This window comes from Candidatus Protochlamydia phocaeensis, from assembly GCF_001545115.1.
In the GTDB taxonomy this organism is placed as follows: domain Bacteria; phylum Chlamydiota; class Chlamydiia; order Chlamydiales; family Parachlamydiaceae; genus Protochlamydia_A; species Protochlamydia_A phocaeensis.
The window spans coordinates 168,749-182,020 of the sequence record NZ_FCNU01000032.1 but is presented as its reverse complement, the minus strand read 5'-3'; the positions used below and the strand labels follow the sequence as shown (position 1 = coordinate 182,020).

General features: G+C 43.9%; 8 protein-coding genes and 1 tRNA gene. 8 read left to right on the top strand and 1 reads right to left on the bottom strand.

From position 1 onward, the window contains the following. Positions 1-104 precede the first annotated feature (104 nt). The 6 genes from BN3769_RS13380 to tsf all read left to right on the top strand — a co-directional run bounded on the left by BN3769_RS13380 (position 105) and on the right by tsf (position 8,098). On the top strand, positions 105-1,796 hold the full coding sequence (locus BN3769_RS13380; protein WP_068471333.1) for a CocE/NonD family hydrolase: 1,692 nt from the start codon (positions 105-107) through the stop codon (positions 1,794-1,796). Continuing rightward, positions 1,793-2,485 (top strand): phosphocholine cytidylyltransferase family protein, encoded by a 693-nt coding sequence (locus BN3769_RS13375; protein WP_068471332.1) that lies wholly within the window; start codon positions 1,793-1,795, stop codon positions 2,483-2,485. The genes BN3769_RS13380 and BN3769_RS13375 overlap by 4 nt, the downstream gene beginning before the upstream one ends. Before the next feature lie 196 nt (positions 2,486-2,681). Then, entirely contained in the window at positions 2,682-6,155 is a 3,474-nt protein-coding gene (locus tag BN3769_RS13370; RefSeq protein ID WP_068471331.1) for a penicillin-binding transpeptidase domain-containing protein, read from the top strand. A 95-nt stretch (positions 6,156-6,250) separates the two neighbouring features. Next, positions 6,251-6,321, top strand: a tRNA-Gly gene (locus tag BN3769_RS13365). Positions 6,322-6,425: 104 nt separating this feature from the next. After that, on the top strand, positions 6,426-7,247 hold the full coding sequence (gene rpsB, locus BN3769_RS13360) for a 30S ribosomal protein S2 (protein WP_079989570.1): 822 nt from the start codon (positions 6,426-6,428) through the stop codon (positions 7,245-7,247). 2 nt (positions 7,248-7,249) lie between these two features. After that, positions 7,250-8,098: a translation elongation factor Ts gene (gene tsf, locus BN3769_RS13355; protein WP_068471330.1), complete on the top strand. Its 849-nt coding sequence runs from the start codon at positions 7,250-7,252 to the stop codon at positions 8,096-8,098. 327 nt (positions 8,099-8,425) lie between these two features. Here tsf and BN3769_RS13350 read toward each other — a convergent pair whose 3' ends face one another. Then, entirely contained in the window at positions 8,426-11,227 is a 2,802-nt protein-coding gene (locus BN3769_RS13350; RefSeq protein WP_068471329.1) for a tetratricopeptide repeat protein, read from the bottom strand. A 555-nt stretch (positions 11,228-11,782) separates the two neighbouring features. On the opposite strand from BN3769_RS13350, the gene pyrH reads away from it, so the two are divergent. Both pyrH and frr read left to right on the top strand, forming a co-directional pair. Further along, positions 11,783-12,502 (top strand): UMP kinase, encoded by a 720-nt coding sequence (gene pyrH, locus BN3769_RS13345; protein ID WP_068471328.1) that lies wholly within the window; start codon positions 11,783-11,785, stop codon positions 12,500-12,502. A 175-nt stretch (positions 12,503-12,677) separates the two neighbouring features. Beyond that, the gene (frr, locus tag BN3769_RS13340; RefSeq protein ID WP_068471327.1) at positions 12,678-13,229 is read left to right on the top strand and encodes a ribosome recycling factor; all 552 of its coding nucleotides are present in this window, start codon (positions 12,678-12,680) and stop codon (positions 13,227-13,229) included. The last annotated feature ends 43 nt before the right edge of the window (positions 13,230-13,272 follow it).

The following is a 13,272-nucleotide window of genomic DNA, read 5'->3' as shown; positions in this document are numbered from 1 at the left end:
TTTTCAAGCAGCCGATCGGCTAAGAAAAGAATTCTCATCCAATTCTTCTTTTCTTACTTGGACCTGTGGTTTTTTATTAATAGAAGGAATGAAGTTGAATTATCATGGTTTGCATTCGTCGTTATGTTTGTCTTTTTTTAGTTGTTCTGCAGCTGTTACATGCAGCAGATGAGCTCAAGCCTGATTTAACGGTCATGATTCCCATGCGGGATGGGGTCGTTTTGCCCACAGATCTTTATTTGCCTTCACCGGAGGCTAAGGGGCTGCCGTGCATCTTACTGCGCAGTCCGGCCGGCCGCGAGTCTGCTTATTGGAAAAGCTTTGCTGAAATGAGCAAGGCAGGTTATGTCATAGCCATTCAAGATACGCGCAATGTGCTCGACACGGAGGGAAAAACATTCCCCTTTATTTCCGATGGATGGGGAAAGCTCCAGGATGGCTACGATACAGTGGAGTGGCTTGCCAGCAGTCCCTATACAAATGGAAAGATCGGCACTTGGGGATCTTCAGCCTTAGGGATCACTCAGCTTCTAATGGCGCCTTCTAATCCTCCGCATTTGCAATGCCAATATATTATTGTGGCTGCTGCGAGCCTCTATCATCACGGCATTTTTCCAGGAGGCGTCTTGCTGAAAAATCAGGCCGAAGGCTGGCTTGGTTTTTATGCCCGCGATACAGGCGTTTTAAATTACGTTTGTCAGCGGCCTTTCTATAATGAATTTTGGAAACAGTTAAATGCCTTGGAAGTCTCCCATCGCGTCCACGTGCCTGGTATGCATGTGGGAGGATGGTATGATACCTTTTTGCAGGGCACATTGAGCGCTTTTGCTTCCAGACAAAACGAAGGGGGCAAGGGGGCAAAGGGCCAGCAAAAGCTAGTCGTGGGGCCATGGACGCATTACTGGCCCGTCTCTAAGCAATTCGGAGATTTTGAAGTGCCCGCTGCAGGGGTCAGTCCTCCCTTTGATATTTCGCCCAAGCGCTGGTTCGATTATTATTTAAAAGGGATGCATAATGGGATCGAGCATTTGCCCCCTGTGACTTACTATGTCATGGGACCCTTTGATGGAGAAGAATCAAGCGGCAATGTCTGGCGCACATCAAATATATGGCCTGTGCCTTCCAAGGCAACGCCTTACTATTTGAATTCTTATGAGGGGCTGCAATTGCAGGTTCCCTTTACCGGGATTTTGTCCTATACCTATGATCCTCGCAATCCCATTGAGACCAATGGCGGACGCAATTTGTTTTTGCCGTCCGGTCCAACAAATCAAGCCTCTATTGAAGAGCGCGACGATATCCTGGTTTTTACATCGGAACCGCTTGAAGAGGATATCGAAGTCACAGGCAATCTCTCGGCCAAGCTCTTTTTTGCTTCCGATCAAAAGGATACCGATCTCGTCATCCGCTTATGCGATGTTTATCCGGATGGCCGTAGCATTCTTATTTCCGAAGGAAGCTACCGCCTTGGCGTCATGTGCTTTCAAAGTGAGCAGCCACAGGAGCTCAAACCCAACCAGCCGATTCCCATTACCATTGACCTATGGGCAACAAGCATCGTTTTTGCTAAGGGACACTCTATCCGCTTGTCAATTAGCAGCTCCAGTTATCCCCGCTATGAGAAAAATATGAATGTGGGATTAATCGGAGGAAATACGGGCAAGTTTAAAGTCGCTAAAAATATGCTTTACGTTGGGGAAAAATTTCCTTCTTACCTTTTATTGCCAATTGTGCGAAAAGGGAATACGTGGTTGGTAGAAGATCAGTCCGCTTCTTTAACTGTGGATAAATCATGAAAGTCGTCATTTTAGCTGCCGGAGTGGGGAGTCGGCTGGATGGAAAGGAAGACCATCGGCCAAAAGCCCTTACTCAGTTGGTCAACGGAAAATCCATTCTGCAATTCCAATTGGATGCCCTGGAGGAATACCTTTCCTTAGATCAAGTCTATCTTGTCGTCGGCTATCAAAAAGAAGCCATCATGTCTGTCTTTCCCGATCTCATTTATATTTATAATCCACTTTTCGAGCAGGAAAATACGGCTAAAAGTTTGCTGCGTGCCCTCAGAAAAATAGACGACGACGTCCTATGGCTTAATGGCGACGTCGTTTTTCATCCTTCCATTTTAAGCAAAATTTTGAGAAAAGACTGCACGGGAATGATCGTCAATCAGGCCTCGGTGGAAGAAGAAGAGGTCAAATACCGGACTAATGAAGAAGGACGAATCTTAGAAGTGTCTAAACAAGTGGGGCAGCCTCAAGGAGAAGCCCTAGGCATTAACTATTATAAACAGGCAGATTTGCCCCTTCTAAAGCAAAATTTAGCTGACTGTCATCCCAAAGATTACTTTGAAAAAGGCATTGAGAAAGGAATTCAAAGCGGACAAATTGTCTGGAGCATTCCCGTTGCCTCCAATGAATGCGCGGAAATTGATTTTCCCGATGATCTCGTTCGCGCCAATCAACTCATCAAAGAATGGCGCCTCTAGTTTACTTTATTCAAAATCTTTCCCTCTCTAATAAATGAGACGGCAAGTTTTGTTTTTAAGTTTCTGGTCACTTCTAAAGCGGAAATTAGAAGGGAATAAGGGGAAAACTTATGAAGAAAGATTTCTTCTATCTTTTCTTTATTCGATTCAATCCCTTAAGCTTTAAGTTTACTTGAACCTTTAAGATAAAGACGGCATGGCACGTTCTCACTCAAAACGCAGTCGCCTGGATCTCCAGCATCTTGATATTCCGACTAAGGCAAATCGCATTCTGCATTTCATCTTGATTGCCCTGATATTGATTATTATGCGGGTGTGGCATTTGGCGGTCATTCAATACGATCAAAAATTAGAAGAGTCTCGCAAGCCTCAGCGCAAGGTCGTCATTGAACCTGCTACGCGGGCGACCATTCGCGATCGTTTCAATTTGCCTTTAGCCATCAATCGCGTTCATTATCAAGCCACTATTCTTTATTCTCAACTCCGTGAAATCCCTTCGTTCGTTTGGCAAAAGGATGAAAATGGCAAACGAATCAAAGTATTTAAAAGACGGGAATACATTCACCAACTGGCGGAGCTTTTAGCTCGAGAATTGAATTTGGATGCCGAGCGCATTGAAGACCTTATCCATGCAAAGGCGTCTTATTATTCGCAAGTCCCTTTTATTATTAAAGAAGAGGTGTCGGAAGCCGAGTATTACCGGCTTAAGATGCTTGAAAAAGATTGGCCGGGCATTTACATGCGGCGCTTACCCAAGCGCTATTATCCAAGAGGGCGTGTAGCAGCCGATATTATTGGCTATATGGGGGCGATTAATCGCCAAGAATATGAGAAAATCTTGCAAGAGATGAAGATCTTAGAGCAGCTGATCAGTGAGAGGGAAGATGGGATAGAGAACGAGCTTCCCGAAGGAATTGAAACGACCGCTCAAGCTCGCAAGCGATTAAAAGATTTAGAAGATAAAGCTTATACCATTCATGACTATGTCGGCAAAACAGGAATTGAGGGCGTGTATGAAGAGCAACTGCGCGGATTTTACGGCAAGAAAAGCTTTTATTCGGACTCCAAGGGTAATTTCCTAAGAGAGCTGCCGGGTTCAAGGGCTCCTCTTTCCGGCCATCGCATCCTTTTGACTATTTCGGCCGAGCTGCAAGAGTATGCTGAGCAGCTGCTTGCGCAAAATGAAGAGCTGCGTTTGGTGCGCAAATCCGGGCTGGGGGCGATCAAAAAAACGATTCTTGCCCAAAAGCATCCTTGGATAAAGAGCGGAGCCGTGGTTGTTATGGATCCCTATACGGCAGAAATTCTAACGTTAGCCTCATATCCACGCTTTGATCCCAACGATTTCATTGCATCCGGACAAGGGGAAGAGCAGAAACAAAAAAAAAGGCGCATTAACCGCTGGTTTGAAAATGAGGCCTATTTAGCAGATGTTTGGGATCAGCAGCAGCCTCTGGAAAGAGAGCGCTATGACAGCTTAAGCCAAACTTTTTATGACGAGCAGCGTCCGCTTTCTTGGCCCGCTTATCTGGATTTTATTTTACCGGCGGAAAGTCCGTTGAGATCAGCTGTCAATCGAATAACCGACTTGAACCAAGCCATTTATCTTCAACGCTATGTAAAAGAACTGACAAGCCTTTATCCGGATTGGGACCCCTATACGATTTTCAATTGCCTTTATACAGCAGACGAGCATGAGCCCTATCTGCAGCCGGCTAAAGCTTCGGAAAGGCAAAAGCAGCTGGCTGCTTTCCAGATCCATCAGGATCAAGCAAAAGATATTAAAAAAAAATTGGATGCCTATTTGGATCGGTTGCCGCAAAATTATGACAAGGTTTTATTGGTGGATTTATGTCGTCTGGCTGTCGATGAAGAGCGCTTTACTCCTGAGCTTTTGGAATATGTAGGGAATAATCCTTTAGAAACCTATCGCAAGACGACCGGCAGTTTGATCAAGCTGACTGCACTTGTAAAGGAATTCGCTAAAGAACTCTTTCATGATAATGATTTTAGAGAATGGCGGAAGAATGAAGAAAAAAACTTTTTGAAGGTAAAACGAGCGGAGGAGAAAGCCGCTAAAACATATCCCAAGCCCTATTTGGATTATTTAGACCAGTATGAGACCCATCTATTTAAAGCGTTTTGGGAGCATTATCGATGGGACTTACTTTTAGTTTTCTTGACCGGAAATCCTTCCTTCGATACTTATCCTGTCGAATGGACCCCTTATCAGGCTTATTTTAGCCGGTGGTATCAAGAGCTCGGGCAAGGGGCCTATCAGGCGGTTGAATGGAGAGAGGCCTACGATATCATGCAGAAAGCGCTGAAGCCACTCCCTATTTTTTTGAGAATAGCATATTTGCGGACAATGCGGCCTTATCAAGAGCTGACCCGTCCGCTTTTAGGCCGCTACCGCTATTTGCGCAGCCATAAAGATCCCTTGGAAAAGCATTTGGCGGCTGCTTTTTATCCCATCTATGGTTTTGGTTATGCCCGTTCGCATGCGTATCGGCAAGCAACTATTCAAGGTTCCCTATTTAAGCTTGTTACGTCTTATGCTGCCTTGATTCAGCAATATCACAAGCTGGACAAGAAAGTCGTCTCTTTTTTGGATCTCAATCCGTTGACTATCATTGATGAAGTGTATACGAAAGGCCAAACCCGCTATGTGGGCTATACGGAAGACGGAAAGCCTATTCCGCAATTGTATAAAGGAGGGCGCCTGCCCCGCAGCTTGGCGCACCAGCATAACGGGCGGGTCGATCTCATCCGGGCTCTAGAAGTATCCAGCAACCCTTACTTTTCGCTTCTGGCTGGGGAATGTTTGGACAGCCCGGATGACTTATCCCAGGCGGCCCGTTTATTCTCTTATGGCAGTCGGACCGGCATTGATTTGCCGGGCGAGATTGCGGGAAAAGTGCCGCAGGATTTGACAACCAATCGCACGGGGTTATATGCCATGGCCATCGGCCAGCACTCTTTAGTGGTCACGCCTTTGCAAACAGCCGTCATGTTGTCTGCCATTGCCAATGGAGGCAAAGTGCTTAAACCGAAAATTGTGAATTTAACAGCCGGCCGAGAACCCTTGCGCGGAGAGGACCAAATTGCCTGTCCGCCCTATTTTGCCTATCAAGATAGCCTGTCCTTAATCGGCGTTGATTTTCCTTTATTTACAGCCATTGCAGGCAAAGATCAGGAAAGCTTGGTAAAAACCGTTCCCACCGAAACGAGAAAAGAAATCTTTATGCCAGAAATTGTCCGGCAAATTATTTTAAAAGGACTGCGGGCTGCAGCCCTAAGAACCCATCAAGAAAGCCTTAGCAGTTTGACTAGGCTGTATCAGCAGCATCCGGAAGCAATCCGCCATTTCACAGAGCTAAAGGACCAATTGCTGGGGAAGACGAGTACATCCGAATCTGTTGAAAATATTGATTTGGATTTAAATGAAGGCGCAAGCATTTATACGCACGTTTGGTTTGGCAGCATAGCTTTTCAGAAAGATCAAAATGATAAAAATAAAAATGTTTTTATCTTGAAAGACGAATTTGGCCAACCTGAGCTGGTCGTTGTCGTTTACTTGCGCTTTGGCGGATATGGAAAAGAGGCGGCTCCCTTAGCGGCTCAGATTGTTAAAAAGTGGCGCGAACTCAAAGAAAAGTATGACAAATAATTCATTTAAAGCGTCTTTTTGAAGGAATCGCATATTTTTTTACGTTTAGCTCTTGCACAAAAATAGGAAGATGAAGATAATATTGCTCATTCCATGCGCCTGTAGTTCAATGGTAGAACAGTAGCCTTCCAAGCTACGAGTGTCAGTTCGATTCTGATCAGGCGCTATAGATATTCACCTTATCTATCTATTTTTCACTATAAACATGTTTAACCAAGACCGAAATCTTGTCTAAGACAAGATGCCGTCGTCAACATAAAGGGACAAGGCTTGGCTCAGAATAAAACCCAAACTCTTCCTATTTCCATTAAAGATCTGTTAGAAGCAGGTGCCCATTTTGGACACCAAACTAGCCGTTGGAATCCGAAAATGAAGCGTTTCATTTTCGAAGAACGCAATGGTCTTTACATCATTGATCTAGCAAAAACTCTGCAACAAATCCGCAATGCGGTTGAAATCGTGAGAGATGTTGTTGCTAAACATAAATCTATTTTATTTGTCGGAACAAAGAAGCAAGCAAAAGCCGTTCTGCGCGAATTGGCCGAGCAATGTGGCGAATTTTATGTTTGCGAACGCTGGTTGGGTGGAATGCTGACAAACTTGTCAACGATTCGCCAGTCTATCAAAAAACTGGACCGCATTGAGAAGCGCATTTCTACAGGTGGCGAAGGGTTGACGAAAAAAGAATTATCTTTGCTTACCAAAGACCAAATAAAATTAGAGAAAAACCTTTCTGGTGTACGCGGCATGCGTAAACCTCCAGGATTGATCATTGTCGTTGATCCTAGCAAGGAACATTTGGCAGTTGCAGAAGCCAATAAACTTGGTATTCCTGTCATGGGTCTTGTTGATACGAATTGCGATCCAGATCCGATTGAATACGTGATCGCTTGCAACGACGATGCTTTAAAGAGCATTAAGCTCATCCTCGAAACGCTAGCAAAAGCTATTATCGATAAAAAGAACGATATTAAAGTTTACGCAAGTAAAGAGGACCAGTCAGAAGAAGACGAAGACGAAAACTCCCATTCTTCTAAATATAAGGAAGAGGATTTCGATGAAGCCTCAAGCCTTTCCAAGGAGGAAAAATAACCATGACAGCCGTCACTCCTGCAATGATTAAAGAACTACGCGAGCGTACTGGCGTGGGAATGGGCAAGTGCAAAGAAGCTTTGGAAGAAGCTAAAGGCGATATGGAATTAGCGATTGCCAATTTGCGTAAAGCTGGAATGGCAACAGCTGTTAAAAAAGAAGGGCGAGAAACAAAAGAAGGCATGATCGGCACAGCTGAAGGCAGCAATGCCATTGCAGTTGTTGAAGTGAATGCCGAGACTGATTTCGTTGTTAAGAATGATCGCTTCAAGCAATTCTTAGAGAATATTGCGGAAGAAGCGGTTAACACCAATCCGCCTTCTTTAGATGCTTTCTTGCAGCAGAAATATTCTAAAGAGCCTTCTTTGACAATTGATCAATACCGCGCGACGATCGTTCAAACGATCGGCGAGAATATCCAGATCAAGCGCATCCTGATGCTGAAAAAAAGCCCGGATCGTTCTTTAGGTGTATATTCTCACTTGGGTGGCAAAATCGTCACAGTTGTTGAACTGACAGGCAGTAATCAAGAAGGATCCTTGGCGAAAGACATTGCCATGCATACTGCAGCAGCGGCTCCTGAGTATCTTTCCCCCGAGACAGTTCCTCAAGAGATCATTGCCAATGAAAAAGACATTGCAAAAGGGCAAATTCAAGGCAAACCGGCTAATATTGTCGACAAAATTGTAGAAGGCAAAATTAGCGCTTTTTATGATGCCCATTGCCTCGTTCGCCAAAAGTACATTAAAGACGATACTATTACGATCGCTGACTTAGTCAATAAGCGTGCTAAAGAAGTTGGCAAGCCTTTGACAGTCTCCAACTTTATTCGTTGGAACGTCGGTCAATAATAGATTGCTCGAAAGCATTGACTAAAGCCCTTGATTGGAAGTCCAATCCAGGGCTTTTTCATTTTCTATTGATATCCTAAAAAAAATTCCCTCTTCTCCTCATCCTCCATCTCAATTTGATTAGCTGATAAACTCAGGTTATAAAAGAGTAGGGACAGGCCCTAGCGTAGGGACGCAAAAGCGTCGAGAAGGTTTTAAAACTCAACTGTGAAGGGCATAGATAAGAAAAAGGCCGGCTAGATTAAAACAAGCCACGCGAGTGGCGCATGGGCCGTAGTCATTGGCCAAAGAGCGTCGATTCGCTCCCTGGCATATGAATTTCTCCTTTTAGCTAGAATAGGTGTGGGCATTGATGGATTGCGTTTTGACTTGGTAGAAATATTCCTTGTACCATAAGCGGAAATCCGCCTCGAAACTTTGAGATGCTTTAATCTTGTCTTGATGCTCTTCCATTTTGTTAGTATCGTACAGCACGCCATACGTAAAAGCTAAGGCCTTACGGTAAAAGGGATTTTTTTTGTTATAACAGACCGCTAAGCGATACTCATCTAAGGCTCCGTTCTCTTGGGTGTCCTTGTCTTTTTCCAGTCGCAAGTCAAAGTCCAAAACTAGGGCCTTGTCAAAGTGCAATTCCGCATTTTCGGGAGTATATTTCAAGGCTTCATCGTAATAGGCAATGGCGTTTTGAATGTCCGCAGCAAAATTTCTTTTATGCTGCCCTTCATTTGCATGCGCGGGAATGAGAAAGCGGCGGATGTGAATCTCAGCTAATTGGCGATAAAGTTTAGCGAGCGTGCCGCGATAAATGGCTTCTAAATCGCTTATTCGTTCAAATCCTGCTTCGAATCTCGCTTTGAGCATTTTTGATAAGATGATTAAAGAGCGGATTTTTTCTTCGGAATCTGCTTTTGCATTCAACTTGTCAAGCTGCGTTTCTGCCATTTGATTAGTAAACTGGTAAAAGTCTCTCTTATAAGAGCTAGTCTCAGGCTTTAACTGAAAGGCTTTCTTATAGCAATTAAGGCTAAGGATAGGGGCGACATTAGCTAATGCTTTAGCTAAGGCATAAAACCGCTCGGGAGGGAGCATAAAATGGCGGGCCCATGGTTGGGCTTGGATATTTTGAAATAAGGAAACGGCTTCGTCCATCCGTTTTCTGTCTAAATAAACCCCCATCAATTCGGCTAGATAAGGCTCGTTCTGGGGAAAGGTTTGGAAGGCCTTTGCATAATAGAGCAAGATTTTATTATCATCTCTAAATATAAAATTCTTTTGCTTCTCATTTGCTGCTGCAGCTAGATAGGCTTGTGAAAGTTGGGCGGCATATAAGGAAGGATTTAAACGGGCAGCTTCTTCCAAGCGGCTGATGGCTTCCTCATAAGGAACGGAGGTAAACATGCCCGGTTCGATTTGCAGTTGGTGGTTGCCTATTTTCGCTTGCAGTTCAGCCATATGCGTTTCGCAGATAGACTTTTCCTCTAGGTTCGCTGAACGTGCGTGCGTATGCCGGAATGCTCTAATAGCTGCTTCATAATGTTCGATGGCTTTTCCTCTATTCCTATCCCAGTAAAAGCTTCCCAATCTTGCTTGAATCAAAGGATGCAAAGAATATTCCTGTGTCCATTTGTCCGCTTCTGTTTCGATGATGGTATAGTCTTTGTATTTAAGGCAGACATCTAGCAAACGTACAATATATTCAGGCTGATCTCCGAAGAGCTGCAGCCCTTTTCTAAGATAAACGCGGGCTTCCGAATTGTGATGAACAGAGAATTCTTGTTCGGTGCATTTAATCAAGACATCTTGGATTTGCGCTCGCATATCCGCTTGCTTGTCTAAAGGGGTAAATTGCTGCCAAGAGGGCAAAATGGATAGCCAGTCTTGGGCGTAAAGCACGGCAAAGGAGTCCGGAGCTTCCTTCCAGTATTGCATATAAGCCCGATAGAGCTGCTGCTGGTAGGCAAGATTAGCTGGGCGAAGAAGATGCGCTTGAAGCAAATGCGTAATTGCGCAGGTCACGTGATTAGCCGGATTCAAGCCTTCCCGCCTATCTAAATAAGCGTTGCCGATCTCTGCATGCAAAGCAGCCTTCTCTGACTGGGCATCTCTTGTTTGCGGCATAAGCGCTAAGGCTTTTTCGTATGCATTTACGCCTTCTTGGTAGCGATGGAAGTGCCAATAAGCTTTTCCCAGCTTGGTATAAAAAGAAGCGCCTTCATTGCTAACTTGCTGCAGCATTGGCAAAAAGGGTTCTAAACGGGCATAGTCCTGGTAATCCAAATAAATCCTTGCAGCTTGGCGCTTAATTGCTTCGCTAGATTGGTCATTTAACACATTGGAAAGATAAGAATGGGCATCTGCTTGTCTGTTATTGATATAAGCTGTTTCTGCAAGGGTTAGCCAAACTTGTTGGATGGCGGACTCGTGGTTGCAGACTGCAGGATGGCTGGGAAATTCGTCTAAAAATGATTTTAATTGTACGGCCAACTTATTCTGAAAATTGGGATTCGTATTTTTGAGATGATGGGCTTCTAATAGAAATTGAAAGGCTTTGTGAGGATCTGAAGGGGTCTCAGCTAACGCTTGCTGGGCTAAATGGAGTGAGATATCTCCGAAATGAACATGCTGGTGAGGATCTAAAGAGGGTTTATGAAAGGCGCGGTGCCAAAAGCTGGGAGCCAATTGATGGGCATGCTGGGTGTGATAGTTGATTAGAATGGTGCGCATGTGCTCTAGGTTGTAAAGAGAAGCAGATGCGCGGTTATTCACAATTTCTTGAAACAGCTGGCGGATGGTAGGATCCGTTTTATGCTGAAAAGAATAGAGGCGCCCGTGCAGGCAAGTGAGCTTTTCTTCTGTTAGCAATCCGCGGGACTCTCCGACGTAAAGAAGCTTTAACCATTCGGCATTCACGCGCTCATGGTTGCCTTCATCGGTAAAGCCCAAAAGGCCTTTGACAAATTGAGTAATTTTTCCTACAAGCGATAAATAAACAAATCCCTCTTTCTCTTTAAAACCCAGATACTGGCCATTGTTTTGATTAATCACTATGTCTAGCTGTCTTTCCCACTCTTGAGCATTTAACTGTCTAAAGTAAAAATCGCCTCGCATTTGCGGATAGATAGACACCATTTCTAACCTCTTGCCTAGTTATTTTATTATTAAAGATAAAAATTATAAATTAACTTTTTTTTCTTTTCAAATTTAATAGGATTAATCTTTTATAAAGGAATGATTAAATGAGTAAACTAGCAAAAGTCTTATCCTGAAGGAAAAAAATAGAAAGGCTATCTAAATAGGCAAAAATTTGTTATATCCTTGAACGGGGTTAGAAACGCGTATGCAAATTTTTTATTCAATTGATCAAGCTCGGAATAGACGGGTGAAAAGAAGGCTTATTTTTCCTGCTTTTGGAATGATGCCTTAATGGCTCTGGAGAGGATATGTTTTTAAAATTGCATACCGGTGAAGCGAATCGATTTATTCGGTAGGAGGGAGGCGATCATCCTTTTGGATTCATCAACGAGACGCGATAAATTTTAAATAAAATAAATTTTTAGAGGATGGATTAAAACCGCTAATGACGCGATTTGAGTTTCTTCCTTAGGAAGAAAACAATCTCAAATATAGGTGATGATGGGTTTTAATCGTTCCTCTTAGCATAAGTGAGTTTGCGGTAGAACATTCATGACTAAAAAGCGTATTTTACTTAAGTTGTCAGGAGAGACTCTATTAGGAGAGCAAGGATTTGGCATCCATCAAGACGCCTGCATGCAGGTGGCTTCTTATCTTCAAAAAATTCAGCAGTTAAATATGGAAGTTGGCGTTGTCATTGGAGGTGGAAATATTTTCCGCGGCATTGATTTGCGTTTAACCGGGATGCCGCGCACGCCGGCTGATCATATGGGCATGCTGGCCACTCTTCTTAATGGCATTGCCGTTCAGCAGGCGCTCATTGCCCGAGGGGCGAAAGCTTGTGTGATGAGCGCTTTGGAATGTCCCAAAGTGGCAGAGCCTTATAATTGGACGAAAGCGCTGCAGTATTTGTCGGAGGGGAATATCGTCATTTTTGTCGGGGGAACGGGCAATCCTTACTTTACAACCGACACGGCAGCTGCCCTTCGGGCAAGCGAGATTCATGCAAATATGCTGCTGAAGGCGACTAAGGTCGATGGAGTTTATAATAAAGATCCCTTGAAATATCCGGATGCGGTGAAATATGAGCGAATCTCTTATTCACGGGTTCTTGCAGAAAAATTGCAAGTCATGGATGCTACAGCTATTGCTTTATGCCGTAGCAGCCAAATTCCCATTTTTGTTTTCAATATGCAACGCCTATTGGAAGACGACATTGGACAAGTCTTAACCGATTTTACCCATGGAACTTTGATAGAGGAAGGGGAATAGGCTTTACAACCTCGATACCGGACTGAGTTCAAAAAATGAATTTGAATTGCGTCAAAGCCGCGGAAAATAGTTCAATTGCGCGCTTTTACGCCAGTCGAAAATTTGCATTTTGAATGCGCTTCGGTATAACCGGCAAAGCTAATCTATTAAATATTATCCCTTTAAAGGAGATTGTATGAGTATTATTGATCAAACGAAGGCTAAGATGACAGCCGCGATCGAACATTTCAAAAACGATCTAAAAAATATTCGCACCGGAAGAGCTAATCCCGGCATGGTCGAACACGTCATGGTAGACGTGTATGGCAGTTCAATGCGTTTAAAAGACATTGCGGCCATTTCAACTCCAGAGGCGCGCCAATTATTGATCACGCCTTTTGATCCGCAAAACGCAAGCGTAATCGGCAAAGCTATCGAGAAGGCCAATTTGGGCTTCATGCCTATTGTCGATGGCCACTCTGTCCGCATTAAAATTCCTCCAATGACGGAAGAGATCCGCAAAAAAATGGCCAAGATTTGTCATGATGAGCGGGAAAAGACGAAAGTGAGCATCCGCACGATCCGCCAAGATGCCAATAAGCATATTCGCAAACAAAAAGCGGATGGAGAAATGGAAGAAGATGCGATGAAGAAATTGGAGAAAGGCATTCAGGATCTGACAGATAAGTTCTGCAAAGAAGCCGATGAACTCTCGGAAAAAAAAGAAAAAGAGATTTCCACAATTTAGTGCTTGTAAAAAAAATGAGGCTTTATGTAAGATAAAGCCTCTT